The organism is Sulfitobacter sp. G21635-S1 (assembly GCF_027213915.1).
Taxonomy (GTDB): Bacteria; Pseudomonadota; Alphaproteobacteria; order Rhodobacterales; family Rhodobacteraceae; genus Sulfitobacter.
Genome location: NZ_JAPWGV010000028.1, coordinates 44,810 through 61,642, shown reverse-complemented (window position 1 = coordinate 61,642; position 16,833 = coordinate 44,810). Strand labels below are relative to the sequence as shown.

Annotated in this window: 15 protein-coding genes; 11 read left to right on the top strand and 4 right to left on the bottom strand. The window is 61.0% G+C overall.

Translation table 11 applies throughout. The annotated features are described in order from the left end of the window. Positions 1–18: 18 nt before the first annotated feature. The gene (locus O4H53_RS21995; RefSeq protein WP_269367211.1) at positions 19–975 is read right to left on the bottom strand and encodes a GlxA family transcriptional regulator; all 957 of its coding nucleotides are present in this window, start codon (positions 973–975) and stop codon (positions 19–21) included. An 83-nt stretch (positions 976–1,058) separates the two neighbouring features. On the opposite strand from O4H53_RS21995, the gene O4H53_RS21990 reads away from it, so the two are divergent. Together O4H53_RS21990 and O4H53_RS21985 are read left to right on the top strand one after the other, a co-directional pair. Further along, the gene (locus O4H53_RS21990; RefSeq protein ID WP_269367210.1) at positions 1,059–2,249 is read left to right on the top strand and encodes an MFS transporter; all 1,191 of its coding nucleotides are present in this window, start codon (positions 1,059–1,061) and stop codon (positions 2,247–2,249) included. An 81-nt stretch (positions 2,250–2,330) separates the two neighbouring features. Next, positions 2,331–2,945 (top strand): pyridoxamine 5'-phosphate oxidase family protein, encoded by a 615-nt coding sequence (locus O4H53_RS21985; protein WP_269367209.1) that lies wholly within the window; start codon positions 2,331–2,333, stop codon positions 2,943–2,945. An 87-nt stretch (positions 2,946–3,032) separates the two neighbouring features. Here the strand turns inward: O4H53_RS21985 and O4H53_RS21980 are convergent, their stop codons facing one another. From O4H53_RS21980 to O4H53_RS21970, 3 genes are all read right to left on the bottom strand, one after another. Then, the gene (locus tag O4H53_RS21980; RefSeq protein WP_269367208.1) at positions 3,033–4,028 is read right to left on the bottom strand and encodes an NAD(P)H-quinone oxidoreductase; all 996 of its coding nucleotides are present in this window, start codon (positions 4,026–4,028) and stop codon (positions 3,033–3,035) included. Next, positions 4,028–5,749: an FAD-dependent monooxygenase gene (locus O4H53_RS21975; RefSeq protein WP_269367207.1), complete on the bottom strand. Its 1,722-nt coding sequence runs from the start codon at positions 5,747–5,749 to the stop codon at positions 4,028–4,030. The genes O4H53_RS21980 and O4H53_RS21975 overlap by 1 nt, the downstream gene beginning before the upstream one ends. 151 nt (positions 5,750–5,900) lie before the next feature. Next, positions 5,901–6,881 carry a VOC family protein gene (locus O4H53_RS21970; RefSeq protein ID WP_269367206.1) on the bottom strand — a complete coding sequence of 327 codons (981 nt, stop codon included), beginning with the start codon at positions 6,879–6,881 and terminating at the stop codon, positions 5,901–5,903. Positions 6,882–7,187: 306 nt separating this feature from the next. On the opposite strand from O4H53_RS21970, the gene O4H53_RS21965 reads away from it, so the two are divergent. The 9 genes from O4H53_RS21965 to O4H53_RS21925 all read left to right on the top strand — a co-directional run bounded on the left by O4H53_RS21965 (position 7,188) and on the right by O4H53_RS21925 (position 16,789). Then, positions 7,188–8,021, top strand: a complete 834-nt coding sequence (locus tag O4H53_RS21965; RefSeq protein WP_269367205.1) for an IclR family transcriptional regulator domain-containing protein — start codon at positions 7,188–7,190, stop codon at positions 8,019–8,021. Between the two features lie 130 nt (positions 8,022–8,151). Beyond that, on the top strand, positions 8,152–8,679 hold the full coding sequence (locus tag O4H53_RS21960; RefSeq protein ID WP_269367204.1) for a TRAP transporter small permease: 528 nt from the start codon (positions 8,152–8,154) through the stop codon (positions 8,677–8,679). An 11-nt stretch (positions 8,680–8,690) separates the two neighbouring features. Beyond that, the gene (locus O4H53_RS21955) at positions 8,691–9,977 is read left to right on the top strand and encodes a TRAP transporter large permease (protein WP_269367203.1); all 1,287 of its coding nucleotides are present in this window, start codon (positions 8,691–8,693) and stop codon (positions 9,975–9,977) included. Positions 9,978–10,235: 258 nt separating this feature from the next. Continuing rightward, a complete protein-coding gene (locus O4H53_RS21950; protein WP_269367202.1) occupies positions 10,236–11,264 on the top strand; it encodes a TRAP transporter substrate-binding protein in 1,029 nt (342 codons plus the stop codon). A gap of 280 nt (positions 11,265–11,544) precedes the next feature. Beyond that, complete coding sequence (locus O4H53_RS21945; RefSeq protein WP_269367201.1) at positions 11,545–12,423, top strand: 3-keto-5-aminohexanoate cleavage protein; 879 nt, start codon at positions 11,545–11,547, stop codon at positions 12,421–12,423. 9 nt (positions 12,424–12,432) lie between these two features. Further along, complete coding sequence (locus O4H53_RS21940) at positions 12,433–13,059, top strand: glutathione S-transferase family protein (protein WP_269367200.1); 627 nt, start codon at positions 12,433–12,435, stop codon at positions 13,057–13,059. A 202-nt stretch (positions 13,060–13,261) separates the two neighbouring features. Beyond that, positions 13,262–14,875, top strand: a complete 1,614-nt coding sequence (locus O4H53_RS21935) for a bifunctional 3-(3-hydroxy-phenyl)propionate/3-hydroxycinnamic acid hydroxylase (RefSeq protein ID WP_269367199.1) — start codon at positions 13,262–13,264, stop codon at positions 14,873–14,875. A 51-nt stretch (positions 14,876–14,926) separates the two neighbouring features. After that, positions 14,927–15,460 carry a TRAP transporter small permease gene (locus tag O4H53_RS21930; RefSeq protein WP_269367198.1) on the top strand — a complete coding sequence of 178 codons (534 nt, stop codon included), beginning with the start codon at positions 14,927–14,929 and terminating at the stop codon, positions 15,458–15,460. 27 nt (positions 15,461–15,487) lie between these two features. After that, entirely contained in the window at positions 15,488–16,789 is a 1,302-nt protein-coding gene (locus O4H53_RS21925; RefSeq protein WP_269367197.1) for a TRAP transporter large permease, read from the top strand. Positions 16,790–16,833 lie beyond the last annotated feature (44 nt).

Genomic DNA, 16,833 nt, shown 5'->3' with positions numbered 1-16,833 from the left:
TCTGACATCAGCGCAGGGTCAGGTGAACATATTGCGGTAGTCGCTCAACTGAACACCAAACTGCCGCTGAAACGCCCGTCTCAGGCGTTGCAGATCACCAAAGCCGCAGTCGACCGCCACTTGCTTGAGCGGCAGCTTTCCCGAGAGCAGGCCGCGGGCGTGATCGACGCGCACCTTCTCCACAAATTGCGCCGGTGTTTCGCCTGTGTCGCGCTTGAAGCGGCGGGTCAACGTGCGCGCGTTCATGCCCGCAGCATCGGCCAGGGCATCAAGAGACCAGTCCAGATGCGGGGCCGCAACAACCTTTTCAATGAGTTCGGTCAAGGTTTCGCCCTTTGCGAACTGTCCGGCGAGATGAAAGGCATATTGGCTTTGCCCGCCGGTGCGGCGCAACTGGACAACAAGTTCGCGCGCGACCGAAAGCGCGACCTTTGGCCCGCAATCCGCCTGAATGATCGACAGCGCAAGGTCAATACCGGTGGTCACGCCGGCAGAGGTAAAGACCTTGCCCTGGGTGATGTTGATGCGGTCCAGGTCCCAGAAAACCCCGGGGTAGTTCCGGATGTCTTCCTCACGCGACCAATGGGTCGTTGCCTTCAGCCCGTCCAACACGCCCGCCGCGGCCAGGACCAATGCCCCTGAACAGACAGAAATCAGGCGGCCTTCTGTCCCGGCCCGTTTTCGGATGATTTCAAGCAGGCCGGTGTTGGTGATCAGTGCATCCACCCCGGCACCGCCGGGGATCAGCAGGTCCGCGCCCCCGGCTGCGGCGGAAAGCCGGGCATCGGCAACAAGCCGCAACCCGCAGCCTGCGCGCACCGGTGCCCCGTCCAGCGAGACATAGCGGGTCTGGTAACTGATGCGATTATCCGTATTCGCGGCCTCGAACGCCTGCACCGGCCCTGCCGCGTCCAGCAGGTTTATGTTGTCAAACAGCAGGACATCAATGTTCCGGGCGTTGCGATGATTGTCCATATTCGACACCTGATTGTCATTTAAGACATATGTGATCTCTCCTATAGCTGACTGTGTCAAGCTAGCCGAACAGGAATATGCAGATGCCCGTTGCACGATTTGCCCGAAACGGAAACTTTATCGGCCTTCTGATGGCCAATACGATTCTGGGATTTGCAATGCCGATGCTGCTTATTCTGGGCGGCCTGACGGGATTGCACCTGTCCCCCAATGCGGCGCTTGTCACACTGCCCGCATCTGTCCAGACCCTGGCCGGGATGCTGGCGGCAGCACCCTTTTCACTGCTGATGGGGCGGTTTGGCCGCAGGATCGGCTTTGCGGCGGGCGGGGTCCTGGCCCTTGCCGGCACGGCACTTGGCGCGTCGGCGCTGGTCAGCGGCAACTTCGTTCTGTTGTGCCTGGCCCATTTCATTCTTGGCGCGGCGCTGTCTTCGTTTCAGTATTTTCGCTTTGCCGCCGCCGAGGTGGTCAGCCCCGAGTGGCAACCCGTTGCGATATCGCTGATGCTGACCTCTGGGCTGGTGGCCGCGATAGGCGGACCGCAGGTCTTCATCATGGCCAAAGATGCCTTGGCACCCATTCCCCTGGCAGGTGCCTATGTGGCGCTCGCCGTTGTCATTCTGGTCGGCATGGTCCCGCTTGCCCTTGTCCGGATACCAAGGGCGCCAGCTGCAGGCCGCGTCGCGGGGGCCAAACGCTTTGCCTCTCTCGCCGTGCTGCGGCGCGGGCCGGTGCGGCGGGCAATCGGCATCGCGGCCATTTCACAGGGCGTGATGATTTTCATGATGATCCCGACGCCGCTGGCGATGCTGGGATGCGGATTTACCGAAGCGGTCGCAGGCGATGTTATCCGCTGGCACGTCGTTGCGATGTTCGCACCAAGCTTTGTGACCGGGTTTCTGATCAAGTGGTTCGGCAAGGAGCGTATTGCAGTGGCCGGTCTGGTGATCCTGGCAATCGCCGCGGTCGGTGCTGCAGCGGGCCTGTCCTCTGCCCATTTCTACGGCTCTTTGATCCTGCTTGGTGTCGGCTGGAACTTTGGCTTCATCGGGGCAACCAGCATGTTGGCGACCGCCGTGACAGACGGAGAGAAAGCCGCCGTGCAGGGGTTGAACGACACGCTGATCGCGCTTGTTTCGACAATCTGCGCATTCGCCGCCGGATTGGTCGTAACCGGGTTTGGCTGGGCCGTGGTCGCCATTGTCTCCATGCTGATCGTGCTGCCCGCGATTGCGGTGCTGATGCTGGGCAAGGCGGAACCCGCGACAGTCTAGGGCAGGTTGACCGGATTGACAGATAGGTGCGAGGTTTCATTTGCCCGGCTCGGGCGGCCTCAACGCCAAGGGAAGAGAACAATGGATTACATCACCTCCAAAGACCAGCTCAGAGCGGCGTTCGATGACGTTCACGACGTTGCCGTTCGAAAAGAGCTGCGTCTGATCGACGAACATGCCCGACGGTTTATCGCGCGCTCCCCCTTTGTCTTTGTCGGATCGCAAGATGGCAAAGGGGCTGCGGATGTATCCCCCAAAGGCGATATGCCAGGGTTTGTCAAAGTGCTGGATGACACAACCCTGGCCCTGCCGGACCGGCCCGGTAACAACCGGCTCGATACCTGGGAAAACATCATCGAGAACCCTGCCGTCGGGTTGATCTTTGTGATCCCCGGCATGAACGAGACTCTGCGCATCAACGGGGAGGCGCGGCTGACCCTCGATCCTGAGCTTTGTGCCAAGCTACATGTCAACAACCGGCCCGCCCTGGCGGTGATGGTGGTCAAGGTCCGGCAGGTCTATATGCATTGCGCCAAGGCCTTTATCCGGTCCAGGCTCTGGGCACCGGACAGTTGGCCCGCACGGTCGGACATGCCGACGCTGGGCGAGATATTGAAGGACCATGCGGAACTATCTGCAACTGCGGAGGAATTCGACACGGTGCTTGACGCGGCTTACAAAAAGTCACTTTGGTAGATGCGGATATGAAGCATCCGCAGCATCCATCGGGCGCTACGGTGGTTGTGTCAGCTTACGATCACCCGCCACCAGACCTGAAGAGTCTCAGCCAGGCGTGAGGCGCAGCATGATCTTACCGATATGACTGCCGGTTTCCATCATCGCATGTGCGGCGGCGGCATCGGTCAGGGGGAAGACCTGCGCAATCGACGGACGGACGCGGGTGCCAAGCAGCGGCCAGACGTCACGGCGGATCGCATCGGCCACCTGTGACTTGCGGTCAAGCGGCAATGGCCGCAGCAGCGAGCCGGTAATGCGGATGCGCTTTGCCATCAGATCGCGCACCGGCAGATCAAGTGTGCTGCCCCCGCCACCCGACAGATGGGCAATCGTGCCGTCAGGGGCCATCATCGCCAGATCCTGCGCAATATGCGCCCCGGCGGACACGTCAAGCAGGGTCGATATGCCGGCACCGCCCGTGGCCTCCATCACCTTGGTGGCAAGCTCCGGGTCATCATAGGAAAACGCAGCCATGGCACCGAAATCGCCGCAGGCGGCGACCTTTTGCGCGCTGCCGGCCGTCGCGATGACATTGTACCCCAACGCCGACATGGCTTGCAGGGCGATGTGGCCGACGCCGCTGGTGCCGCCATGAAAAAGGGCGAATTGATCCTTTTGCAGCGACATCAGGTGAAAGAAATTCCACCAGGTGGTAAAGACTGCTTCGGGGATTGCGGCCGCTTCGATATCTGAAAGCCCGTCGGGAGCGGGCATGACAAGCGGGGCAGGCGCGATGACATATTGGCCGTAGCCGCCTCCTGGCACCAGCGCCATGACCCTGTCCCCCTGCGTCATGCCGGTGACCCCGGAACCCAGGGCCGCGACCGTGCCGCAGACCTCCAGACCGGGCACCGCGCGCCCGTCGCTGTGCTTGCCGCTGGCGCGCTGGTGAATGTCGTGGCGGTTGATGCCCGCGGCGGCCACGCGAATCAGGATCTCTCCGGCACCGGGCGTTTCAACAGGTAGCTCCCTGGGAACCAGAACATCAGGTCCGCCGGGACCAGAGATGACGATCGCTGTCTGTGTCTTCGGTATGTGCATCATGTCGACCCTTTGAGATTTGTCGTTGGTGAAATGGCCTTGGTCGTGGTGCCGGCGGCCGTCAGGCAGGCTGCAATCAGCTCTGCCGGGTCACCGGCCCTGGCAGAGCGCCATGTCACATGACCATCCGGTCGGATCAGAACGGCCCCGGTTCTGGTCAGGCCATAGAGTTTGAGCCAGGCCGCTGTATCGGTCTGGACATCCCCTCCATCCCCGATGCCAAAGCTGCGCAGCGGCACGGGCAGGTCCGCCGCAGTGACGGCATCGGCCCAGAATTGCCCGTCGCCGGCGTGCAACAGGGTGAAACGGTCCAGGGAAAAGAGATCAAGCAGCGAGGCGGTTTTGCCATCCAGCGTGACAGGCAGATGTGGCGCGCGGTTTCCGGGGCGCGCGGCGGGCGTGTAACTCCTGACCGAAAACGGCGGAGACGGTGTGCCATCCGATGTGATCAGATTGGACTCGTAAGAAAAACCAAAGGTCTGACCTGGATAATCGAAGTGTTCGCGCTGTTCCGGGATGCCCTCGGCCAGTTTGGCGCGGTTGGCGGCGCCTTGCGCACCTTCGAGGCTGGACAGAAGTTCGCTGTCGTTCGCCAACATCCCCGACAGGCCGCGCTTTGCCATGGCCATGGCATTGCGTTCGCTCTGCGCGACGTTGAAGCTGGCTATGGGGCGGCGTTCTTCGGTGTAGGTCGCCAGCAGAGATGCGGGGGCAGCGCCATCCAGCACGAGGTTCAGTTTCCAGATCAGGTTGTGAATGTCTGCAATGCCGGTGTTCATGCCCTGGCCGCCGGTAGGGGGCAGCGGATGGGCGGCATCGCCCGCAATGAACACCCGCCCGGCGGAAAATGTGTCCGCGATGCGCGCCTGCATGCGCCAGGGCATGATGCTCTTGATGTCGATCTCGACGTCAGAGGCACCGATCACGGCGCGCAAAATGTTCAGGCACCTTTCTTTTGTGAAATCATCGCGTGATTCATGGGTGTGATAGCCGAAATTATAGGTCCAGCGGTAGCGCCCATCGAGAGAGATCAGCACACCCGATGTCTGCGCGTTGAATATCCAGTACAGCAGGTAAGGCCGGTCAACGACATATTTCCAAAGGTCGGCATGGAAGTAGAGGCCAATTTGCTGGCCGATGGATTTGCCCTCCATGCCGATGCCAACCGCCTCACGCGTTGGGCTGCGTGGCCCGTCGGCGGCGATCACATAGGCCGCCCGTGTCGCGCCGGTTGCGCCCTCGCCGTTTTCCCATGTCAGGGTCACGCCATTGGCGTCCTGTGTGACGCCCGTTACCTTGTGGCTGAAATGCAGTGCAACGCTGTCGCGGCGCTGCGCATGTTCGCGCAGAACCGGTTCCAGTTTGTCCTGCGGGCAGGAGCGTTTGAAGACCGGGCTTTGGCTGGCCTCGATCCTTGCCCATTCTGGATCGCCACGGGTTTCGATGACGCCGATCGTGTCACCCGCAAGGCTGGTAACGAAGCCGATGCCGGCGTGTCGTTCCAGTGGCAGGGCGACCGCATCGACGTCTTCGGCCAGCCCGCAGCTGCGAAAGATTTCCATCGTCCGCGTGTTCACGACGTGGCCACGCGGGTGGAAGGAAGTTGTCGCGTTCTGTTCGAACAGGACCGTCCTGATGCCAAGCTGGCCCAGCAGGTTTGCCGCACACAGCCCTACAGGACCGCCGCCGATGATCGCGATATCGGTGTGTGACTTGCTCATCTGGTATTCCTTGTCGCGAACTGTCGTTTAGGTTTCGTCGGTCACCGGGCTTGAAAGCCTGCCGGTGGCGATGGTGCCACCCGGAGGAACCAAGGGGGAAATCTTCAAGGGTCAGGTTTCTTCGACCAAAGCTATGCCGCGCAGCGGCGCATTACTCATTGTGAACGATGCTGTCGAGCCAGGCGCAATTCGGCTTCGGGTCGGCGGCGCGAAAACCGTTTTGCGCGGTTGCGTGGCGCATCTCGCGCATCTTGATGCGCACCGGGTCGTCTTCGGGCAGGTGCAGGCGTTCGTGGCCCCAGGTGGAGGGGCCTTCGTGCGTCTCGAACGGCTCCCAGGTCTGCGGATCTATGACCTGCGCACCCCAGCCGTATTCGACAAAGAACTGCGACGGCGTTTTGGTGTAAAAGCTCAACATGTGATCGTTGGAATGGCGGCCCAGCGAATAGGCAACGCCTTCGTCGCGGCCCTGAGCGATGTCATACCCCTGTCCGACATCATCGAGCGACAGCAGTTCGACCATGAAGTGATGGATGCCCTTACGGCCCGATCCGACCATGGCAAAGCTGTGGTGCCGCCCGTTCACGTGAAAGAAGTAAAGCGGATAGGGGGTCTGTCCGTAGTCCGTGACATTGAAGCCCAGTATGTCACGGTAAAAGTGCAGGATGCCCTGCACGTTGGCGACATGCAGCACCACATGACCCATGCCCAGCGAGCCTGTCTTGAAGCCAGAGATCGGACGCCCGGAGAGAAACCCGTCGCTGGCGATTTCGGGGCCGCAGAAGGCTTCCAGCCGGTTGCCGTCAGGGTCGTGAAAAGAGATCAGCCGCGCGACGTGGCGCGCATCGGCAAGGTTGGGCCCGTGCCATGTGACCGCAACGCCCGCGTTTTCCAGCCGTGAGGCCAGCGCATCCAGATCGGCAGGTGAATTGGTTTCCCACCCCATGAAAGCAAGGTTTTCTTCACCCTCACCGGTCACGATGAGTCGCTGCTTGCGGTCGTCCATGCGGAACAGGCGCATGTCACCGCCCTGGTCAACTTTCTGCATCCCAAGCAACTGGGTGGCAAAGCCATCCCAGTCATCCAATTTGCTTGAGTTGACACCGATATAACCAAGCGATGCGATGGACATGTGCAATCCTTTTCCAGTCACGACACCCTGGCCGAAAGGATCGGGCAGGTCTTTGCGGGTTGGTTGCAACCTGTCTAACCAGGCCGCTTCAGGGGGTCGCCCGCAAACTGGAGAGTGTTCGGCTGCTGAACAACATCAACGAACCGGCTTTGAATACGGAGCAGTTCGAAGTTTTGTATTCAAAAATATCAATGCTAGATCTGGATGGGTCACGATTCTCACGCCGGGGCCGCAGCCTTGCAATGCGACAGTTGCATTGACCCTTTGGGTACTCTCGCAGCTGCGACAGGTGCGCAACCTGGCCATTTGCGAAGGTCGGAAAAGAGGAGAGAGCCGATTTCGGAATCGTCCATCAGGGCACTTCAGCGGGGCATCTCCGTCCTGCAGGCGCTCAACCAGCTGAATGGTGCGCGACCGGCGGACATCGCTACGGTCACGGATATTCCGCGTCCTTCGGTCTATCGGCTGCTCAAGACCCTGGAAGAGATGGGGCTGGTCTCGAAGGACCATTTCTCGAACCGGTGGCGGCCTACGCTTCATGTCAAATCGCTGTCGTCCGGTTACCGGGACGAAGATTGGGTCTGCCAGATCGCCGTGCCGCATATGGTCGAACTGGGGCGCGATGTCTTGTGGCCTGTCGATCTGGCAGCCTTTCGCAATCACCAGATGGAGGTTCGGGAATCCACGCATCAGATCAGCCCCTATTCCGTCAACCACGGCATGGTCGGACGGCAGATGCCCCTGCTGGAGACCGCAAGCGGGCGTGCGATGCTTGCCTTCATGCCCGAAGACCAGCGACGCGCCCTGCTGAGCCATGTGACAGAGGTGACCGGCATGCAGGAACCTTTCGTCATGAAGGATGGTGCCTTACCGGTGATCCTGGCGCGGACACGCGAATTGGGGGTCGGCTATCGCAAGGGTGATTTCACCCCCGAGACCGCCAGCATCTCTGCACCGATCTGGTATGAGGACCGGATCCTGGCATGTCTGACCCTGATCTGGTCCACCAGATCCATGTCCTTCGAGCGGAGCCTGGAACTGTATCGCGCCAAGTTGCTGCGCACGGCGGACGCGATCTCGCGCGATCTGGTCGATAAACTGTCATCGGAAGAAATAGCCGAGCTACACGCGTCCGCCTGAAGATCCCGCCACAACGTTCGCCAGGCGAACACCCGGCAAATCAACCTCATGTCTTCCTGCAGTACCCCGTAAGGTTCGCGGACGAGACAATGCCTTGGGGTGGGGTTCTTTGCACAGATTTGATGAATTGATGCGCCGGGGGGCCAGCTGGCTTGCGCTGATCGGATTTGCCGGGCTGGTCGTGCTGGCCAGCATGACGACACTGGATGCGCTGTTGCGATCCTTCATTTCGGCGCCGATCCAGGGAGTCAATGATGTCTCTGCCGTGGTCATGGCGGTGGTGATCGCCAGCTGCATTCCCGCCAACCTCGCCGAGCGCAAGAACATCTCGGTCGAGGTTCTGGGTGGCGTCCTGGGAGTCCGGCCGAACCGCTGGCTGCGGCTGCTGTCCAGCCTGGTCGTGCTGATCTTCATCGCGGCGATGGCATGGCAATTTGTGCCTTTCACCCAAGGCCTGCATGACAGCAATCGCAGGACATGGGTGCTGGCCTGGACGGTCTGGCCATGGTGGGGGGCCGCGACCGTTTTCCTTGTCTATGCCACCGTCATCCAGCTTTCCAACGTCGTGCATGACGTGATGGATCTGGTCCGGGGCACTGACGCGGGCCTGCGCCCGTCGCCCAAGGTCTCGACATTGCCCGGCGAGGAACACCGTTGATGGATCCGACGATGATCGCCCTTTTCGGTGTCCTCGGCATGTTTGCCCTGATTGCGCTGCATGTGCCCATCGGCGTGTCGATGGCGCTTGTCGGGGTGGCCGGTTTTGCGTCAATCGCGGGATGGGGACCCGCGATCCAGTTGCTGGCATCGGAACCGGCCGCGACCATGGCCAACCTCGATCTAGCGGTCGTCCCTCTGTTCATGTTGATGGGCAGTCTTGCGGCGATTGGCGGGCTGGCGAAGGACATCTTCGCCACGGCAGAGGCGCTGGTCGGGCACCGACCTGGCGGATTGGCGGCGACCACCATCGTCGCGAGCGCAGGCTTCGGGGCTGTCTGCGGATCATCCGTCGCCACCACCGCCACTTTTGGCCGGGTCGCCTTGCCTGAGATGATCGACCGCGGTTATGGCAAGGGCATCTCGGCGGGGACTGTCGCGGCGGGCGGCACGCTTGGCATCATCGTGCCGCCGTCCAGCATCATGATCCTCTACGGCGTGCTGACCGAGGAATCGGTACTGAAACTGTTCACCGCAGCGATCATTCCCGCGATCCTCTCGGTCTCGCTTTATCTGGTCGCCATTGCAATCGTGGCGCGGCGCAACCCCGACGCCATGCCGGGGTCGGCCCGCCTGCCATTGCGCGACAGGCTGCGCGCCATCGGGCGGTCCTGGGGCGCGATCACGCTTGCGGTGATCGTTCTGGGCGGCATCTATTCCGGTGTCTTCACGGTAAACGAGGCGGCGGCAGTCGGCGTGGTCTTTGCCCTGCTGTTCGCATTGGGCCGCGGCACCCTGAACCGTGACAGCTTTGTCGCCGTGCTGTCAGAGGCAAGCGTGGCGACCGTGATGATCTATGTCATCGTCTTCGGCGCGATGATCTTTTCCTACTTTGTCAGCCTGAGCGGGGTCAGCGCGGAAATCATGGGCATCATCAACGGGCTTGGCCTGCCACCGTTGGGGGTGATTTTTCTGCTGGTGCTGATGTATCTGGTGCTGGGGGCGTTCTTTGACGAAGTGGCGGCGGTGGTGGTTACCCTGCCATTCGTGCTGCCGATCATACTGTCGCTGGGCTACGATCCGATCTGGTGGGGCATCCTGAACGTGGCGCTGATCGGCGTGGGCATGCTGACACCGCCCATCGGGATCAACGTGATGTTGCTGAATTCCATGCGCGCTGACATCCCGCTGGCTGCGATCTATCGCGGTATCCTCGCATTCTTTCTTGCCGATTGTCTGCGGATCGCGGTTCTGGTGCTGTTTCCGCAGGTTACATTGTGGTTGCCCAGCGTGATGTGACCGAAGTGGCGCGGCTGTGGCCCGCTGTTCGTCAAAACTGAACTGCTGCCGCGCCTTGGTTGCGGACGCAAGGTCACCTGCCCGGCAACACCCCATTATCAGCAGGCGAACAGTTTGGCTTTTGACGTTGTTTGGACCCGTGCGGCCCATAGCCTGAAACCTGGAAATGGGGCCGGATCAGATTTGATGTCGGCCTTCCGCAGGGCGGTTCCTCTGATGGGACCGCGACGGAGTTGTTTCCGGCATAGGGAGGACAATATGCTCAAGAAACTGAAGATGACAAAGACGCTGCTTGGATGCGGCGCGGCCTTTTTGATATCTCTTGCGGGGCAGGGGGCATCGGCGCAGGAAAATCTGCGGTTCACCACCAGCGTACCCGCGCAATCATTCATCTATGCCGATATTCTGTCGGTCTGGGCCGACCGGGTTGTTGCGGATTCCGAAGGAACGCTGACGATCCAGATGTTTCCGGCCGGGACGCTTGGCCGTGACCCTGCAACGCATCTGGACATGGTGCGTGGTGGCACTGCGGATATCGCCTATGTCGTACCAGGCTATACACCGGGTGCGATGAACGAAGCGACACTACTGGAGCTGCCGAACCTGGTGCCGGACGCGCTGCATGGCTCCCTCGCCGCGACGAAGATGGTCGAAGACGGTCTGTGGCAGGGCGAAGGGATGGAGCCGGTAAAGATTCTGGGCATGTTCTCGACCGCGCCGGGCCTGTTGTCCACGACCCGGAAAATCGAAACCCTGGAAGAGGTCAGGGATTTGAAACTGCGCGGCGCGGGTCCGACCTTGCTGGCCAGCATTACGGCGCTTGGTGCGACACCGATTGGCGGGATCACTGCGCCGCAGATCGCCGAAGGCCTTTCGCGGGGGCTGATTGACGGTTCGATCAATGAATGGGTCGCACTGACGATTTTCGGCATCGCGGAGGCCGCAAAGTTTCACCTGGATGTAAACCTTGGGTCCTCGCCGATCATGGTCATGATCAATCGCGAAAAATATGACAGTCTGCCCGAAGCGGCGCGCGCCGCCATCGACAAGAACTCGGGCCCCGCCTTTGCAAAGCTGTTTGGCGAAGCATTCGATGCGTGGATCGGAAAGTTCCGGACAGCCGCGATGCAGGACGACAGTCGCGTGTTCACGCAACTGTCGGATGCGGAGCAGTCCAAATGGGACGCGCAGCTTCAGACGGTGACTGACGGCTGGATTGCCGATCATCCGAATGGTCAGGCACTCTACGATGCCTATGTCGCGGCATTGAAAGACGTTCAGAACTGAAACCATTGGTCTGACAAAAGGGACGGCGGTGGAAACTGCCGCCCCTTACAGGCGTGTTGCTGGTCGGCCCGGTTGCCAGCGCGAAGATGACCGCCAGAAATGGGCTGTCCAGCAAGCGGAAGTTTCAACGCCAGGGCGCAACAACAGTTGAGCAGGGCTCTCGAAGGATAGCGCCTTCGCGCCATCCACCGTCCGTCAGACGAACAGTCTCGGGCTTTTGCTGTCCTTGACCCATTTGTTGCCAGACAATCGCGATACCTGTTTTTCCGGAGGCACGCGATTGGCATCTCTCTTCCTGACATCAGCTTTGCTGGGTAACTTTTCATCGCGAGCGCAGAACGCAAATCTGCCCATCACGCCCGCGGAAATTGCACGAGATGCGCTGGCATCCGCAGAGGCGGGGGCCGCCATCGTGCATATTCACGTGCGCGACCCCGAGACTGAACTGCCCTCCATGGAAACGGCTCTTTACCGGGAAGTCGTTGACCGCATTCGTGACAAGAATGACGAATTGATCATTAACCTGACCACCGGCAATGGCGGGCGCTACGATCCGTCGGCCGAAAACCCCGCCATCGCCGGGCCCAAGACCAATCTGCTTTTGCCCGATGACAGGGTGCAGCATGTTCTGGTCATCAAGCCCGACATCGCCACACTGGACCTGAACACCATGGTTTTCGGCGAAGAGGTGGTGATCAACACCCTGTCGTCGATCCGGCGCATGGGCACACTGATCCAGCAGGCCGGCGTGCGGCCCGAGATCGAGCTGTTCGACAGCGGTGATGTGGCGATCCTGAACACGCTGATGGCCGAGCAGTTCTTCGAGAAACCGCCGCTGTGTTCCATCGTGATGGGGGTTAAATTCGGCTTCGTGCCGCTGCCGGAAACGCTTTTGTACGCGCGCGGTCTTTTGCCGGGCAATGCGATCTGGACGGGGTTCGGCACCGGCGCGATGGCCTTTCCCATGGTGGCGCAGTCGGCCTTGATGGGTGGAAACATACGTATCGGTATGGAGGATGCCGTCTGGCTGGAGAAAGGCGTGAAGGCACCATCCAACCGCGCGATGGTAGAGAAAGCAGCAAGGATCGTGCGCGAACTGGGCTTTGAACTGGAAACACCAAAACAGGTCCGGGCGCGCCTGGGTCTATTGGGTCTATAGGGGCTGTTTATGCTGACATTCTATCATTCACCGCAAAGCTGCTCCAACGGTATCCTGCTCTTGCTGCACGAGGTCGGCGCCGCATTCGAGACCAGGATCATCGACCTGCGTGCCGGCGATCAGCGGCGTGCGGAATATCTGGCCCAGAACACCAAGGGCAAGGTTCCAGCCCTTGGGCTTCCGGACGGATCGGTTCTGACGGAATTTCCTGCAATCGCCATGTGGCTTGCCGACAGCTTTCCCGAAGCGGGCCTGGCCCCGGACAGCGCGATCAAACGCGCGAGGATCTCGGAGATGCTGGATTACATCGTCGGATCTGTCCACATGCGCGGTTTCACCTTTGACAAGATGCCGCAGAAATTTCTTTCCGATCCGGCAGGGCAGGCGACGCTAAGGGCGCATGGCCGTGCGGAAGTTGCCAGGGGTCTTGGGTTTCTGTCCAACGCGCTTGGACATTCGGCCTTTCTGCTTGGTGACTTCAGCGCAGCGGATGCGGCCCTTTTCTACGTGCTCGACTGGGCGGAACAGGACGGTGGATATGACCTGCCTGCCAATCTGGAAAGGTGTCTGGCCCGGATCAGGACACGCCCCGCCTGTCTTGCGGCGGCACCTCTTTTGAGACGCCCGCAAGGTTGAAATGCCGATGAACATGATCAAGACCGCTCAGCCGCCTCAGGGCGGCTTTTTGCGTGGCAGGGTAAAACTGGCGCGCAAATCCTGCGCGGACCCGGGGCTGTCCGCCCTGTGAACAGCCTGGGGCAAGTCATGGACGCCGCACGCACCCGCACGTCACAACAAGACAGATTGTGAAGCAAGTAAGACACCGAAAGGCCCGCCGATGCCCGACTACCCCAAAGATATTCCGGTCGTCATTGTTGGCGCGGGCCCGACGGGCCTGACAGCGGCCAACCTGCTTTCCGTCTATGGGGTCGACTGTATTGTTCTCGAAAAAACCGCAGGGCCGATGAACCTGCCGCGCGCCATCGTCATTGATGATGAGGGCGCGCGCACCATGCAGGTTTTCGGGCTGGACAAGACCTATCTCAAGGACACGATGGAAGGCGACGGCTCGCGGTACTATGACGACCTGGGCAATTGCTTTGCCGAGACAGGCAAAGGGCCGCGCAACCTCGGTTTTGCCAAGCGACAGTTCTTTTTCCAGCCCGAGCTTGAAGCGGCACTGCGCGATGTATCGGCGCAAACGGCCCCTGGCACGCTGCATTTCGGCGCCGAGGTGACAGATGTGCACACCGCCGCTGACCACGCGGTAGTGGCCCTGCGCGACGCCAAGGGGAACAGCCATCAGATCCGCACCCAATGGGTGCTGGCCTGTGACGGCGGGCGCAGCCCGATCCGCGAGCGGTTGGGCATCGCGATGTCCGGCAACACCTATGAGGAAGACTGGATCGTCGTGGATACGGTGAACGATCCCGACACCACCTTGTACTCAAAGTTTTTTTGCAGCGGTTCACGCCCGACGGTCAGTGTCCCCGCACCCCATGGCGGGCGGCGCTACGAATTCATGCTGCAACCCGGCGAGACCCGCGAGCAAGTGTTGCAGGACGGGTTCCTTGAAGGGCTGATGGCCCCCTACCGGCCTTTCAGGACCGAGGATATTCTGCGCAAGACCGTTTACACTTTCCATGCCCGCATGGCCGAGCAGTTCCAAGCGGGGCGCATTCTGTTGATGGGGGATGCGGCGCATCTGACACCGCCCTTTGCCGGTCAGGGCATGAACGCAGGCCTGCGTGACGCGCACAATGTGGCCTGGAAACTGGCCGCGATCCTGCGAGGCGGTGCCAGCGCAAAGATTCTGCAAAGCTACGAGGCCGAGCGCCGCAAGCCCGCCTGGGACATGATTCAGCTGGCCGTGGCGATGGGCAGCATCGTGATGCCGGCCGGGCGCGACCAGATCATGTTCCGCGACCTGATGATGCAGGCGCTTGAGCCCTTTCCGGCTGTGAAAGACTGGCTGGTGCACATGCGGTTCAAACCCAAGCCACGGTATCTTGAAGGTTTGTTTCTGGATCTGGATGCCCCCCTGTTCGAGGGTTCGCTGGTGGGCGAGATGATCCCCCAGCCCGAGGTGCGGCAAGGCAATAAGGTTCAGTTGCTGGACGATGTCACCGGGCCCGGCTTTTGCCTGATCGCGCAATGCGCGGCGGGCGCAAGGGCGCTGGCAGCGCTGAAGCAGGACAGGCTGCTGGGACTGCCGTTGACCACGATCACACTGGACACATTGGGCGGCGGAGATCCGGCGGCCCTGTGCCCTGTCGATCCTCAGGCGGTCCGCCCGTTTCGGACCCACCGTGATCAGATCATGCTGGTCCGGCCCGACCGGTATTGCGCCGCGGCATTCTTTCCCGAGGCGCTCACGGGTGCGCTGGAACGATACACCGCGCAGCTGACACGCACAGAGACGACAGTGCAGGCCGCCGACATGACGGCCTGAAGAACAGCGGCCATGTGCCGACACAGACATTGCGAGGGAGGAGGAGACCCAATGCAGATCATCTGGAAAAGGTCAAAGGCGCTGGCCCGCGTGCTGGCCCTGGTCGGTTTCACCGGCCTGCTGGTGCTGGCGTTGATGACAACCTCGGATGTCCTGATGCGCTGGTTGTTCAAGGCCCCGCTTCAGGGCGTGAACGATGTCAGTTCGGTTGTCATGGCGGTGGTCATCTCGGCCTGTATCCCCGCCAACCTGGCGATGAAACAGAACATCCGTGTCGAAGTTTTCGGCGCGGTGGCTGGGCGACGCACGAAGGCTTTGCTCGAAGTGTTTTCAAGTGCCCTGACCTTTGTTCTGATCGCCCTGATGGCCTGGCAATTCCTCGATTATGTCGGCTCGCTCAAGGTGAACGGCGACCGCACATGGGTGCTGGACTGGCAGGTCTGGCCATGGTGGGCCGTCGCGACGGTGATGCTTTGGCTGGCGGCCTTCGTGCAGGCGATGGTTCTGATCATCGACCTTGCATCCCTGTTTGACGGCACCAACAGCGGCGCGGCTTTGCGTGACGACCTTTCTTCCCAGCTCTGACCGGACAAAGACCTAAAGGAAACGAATATGGATCCTCTTGTTATTGCCGTGATTGGCTGCGCCGCGATGATGGGGCTGATACTGCTCCATGTGCCGATTGGCATCTCCATGGCACTTGTCGGCGTTGTGGGCTTTGCCCAGGTCGCGGGCTGGGGGCCTGCGATTTCGCTGCTGGCCAGCGAACCGGCGTCGGCCATGGGCTCGCTGGATCTGGCGGTGATCCCGCTGTTCATGCTGATGGGCAGCCTTGCGGCGGCGGGCGGGCTGGCCTCTGATGTCTATGAGATGGCCAATGCGCTGTTTGGCCACCGCCGGGGCGGGTTGGCAACAACCACCGTGGTGGCCAGCGCAGGCTTTGGCGCGATCTGCGGGTCGGGGGTGGCGACAACAGCCACCTTCGGGCGGGTTGCCATGCCCGAGATGCTGACACGCGGTTATGATCCGTCGCTCGCCTCGGGGGCCGTCGCTGCGGGGGGCACACTGGGTATTATCGTGCCGCCCTCTGCGATGATGATCCTCTATTCGGTGCTGACCGAGCAATCGGTGCTGCAATTGTTCACCGCCGCGATCATCCCTGCGCTGCTGGCGGTTCTGTTTTATGCCGTTGCCGTTCAGGTGACCGTGATGCGCAGGCCCGAAAGCGCACCGCGGTCGGACAAGCTGCCGTTCAACGATCGTTTGGCTGCGATCGGGCGCGCCTGGGGTGTGATCCTGCTGGCAGTTGTTGTGCTGGGCGGCATCTATTCCGGCATCTTTACCGTGAACGAAGCTGCGGCCATCGGTGTTGTCATCGCTTTCCTCTTTGCGCTGCTGCGTCGCAGGCTGGACCGTGCCACGTTCCTGCGTGTGATGGCCGAGGCCAGCGGGTCCACCGCGATGATCTACATCATGGTTTTCGGGGCAACGATCTTTTCCTATTTCATCTCGGTCACCGGGGGCGCGTCGTTTCTTGTCGGGGTAATCTCGGAGGCTTCGGTCCAGCCTTTGATGGTGATCTTCGGCATATTGCTGCTCTACATTTTCCTGGGTGCGTTCTTTGACGAGGTCGCGGCGATGGTCATCACGCTGCCATTCGTTATCCCCGTGATCCAGGGGCTGGGCTACGATCTGGTCTGGTGGGGCATCATCAACGTGGTGGTGATCGGTATCGGCATGATCACCCCGCCCATCGGTATCAACGTAATGCTGCTGAACGTGATGTACCGCGATGTCAGAATAACCACGATCTACCGCGGCATCGTGCCGTTTCTTGTCGCTGATCTGCTGCGCCTGACCATTCTGGTGCTGTTTCCCGCGCTCACGCTTTGGCTGCCCGGCATCATGGGGTAATCATCCTGTCCGCCAAGCGGACAGCTTTGGCTGGACAGTCGAGC

Coding starts and splice junctions, on each gene's coding strand:
- O4H53_RS21995 (WP_269367211.1), bottom strand. CDS start 975: ATGGACAATCATCGCAACGCCCGGAACATTGATGTCCTGCTGTTTGAC.
- O4H53_RS21990 (WP_269367210.1), top strand. CDS start 1,059: ATGCCCGTTGCACGATTTGCCCGAAACGGAAACTTTATCGGCCTTCTG.
- O4H53_RS21985 (WP_269367209.1), top strand. CDS start 2,331: ATGGATTACATCACCTCCAAAGACCAGCTCAGAGCGGCGTTCGATGAC.
- O4H53_RS21980 (WP_269367208.1), bottom strand. CDS start 4,028: ATGCACATACCGAAGACACAGACAGCGATCGTCATCTCTGGTCCCGGC.
- O4H53_RS21975 (WP_269367207.1), bottom strand. CDS start 5,749: ATGAGCAAGTCACACACCGATATCGCGATCATCGGCGGCGGTCCTGTA.
- O4H53_RS21970 (WP_269367206.1), bottom strand. CDS start 6,881: ATGTCCATCGCATCGCTTGGTTATATCGGTGTCAACTCAAGCAAATTG.
- O4H53_RS21960 (WP_269367204.1), top strand. CDS start 8,152: ATGCGCCGGGGGGCCAGCTGGCTTGCGCTGATCGGATTTGCCGGGCTG.
- O4H53_RS21955 (WP_269367203.1), top strand. CDS start 8,691: ATGATCGCCCTTTTCGGTGTCCTCGGCATGTTTGCCCTGATTGCGCTG.
- O4H53_RS21950 (WP_269367202.1), top strand. CDS start 10,236: ATGCTCAAGAAACTGAAGATGACAAAGACGCTGCTTGGATGCGGCGCG.
- O4H53_RS21940 (WP_269367200.1), top strand. CDS start 12,433: ATGCTGACATTCTATCATTCACCGCAAAGCTGCTCCAACGGTATCCTG.
- O4H53_RS21935 (WP_269367199.1), top strand. CDS start 13,262: ATGCCCGACTACCCCAAAGATATTCCGGTCGTCATTGTTGGCGCGGGC.
- O4H53_RS21930 (WP_269367198.1), top strand. CDS start 14,927: ATGCAGATCATCTGGAAAAGGTCAAAGGCGCTGGCCCGCGTGCTGGCC.
- O4H53_RS21925 (WP_269367197.1), top strand. CDS start 15,488: ATGGATCCTCTTGTTATTGCCGTGATTGGCTGCGCCGCGATGATGGGG.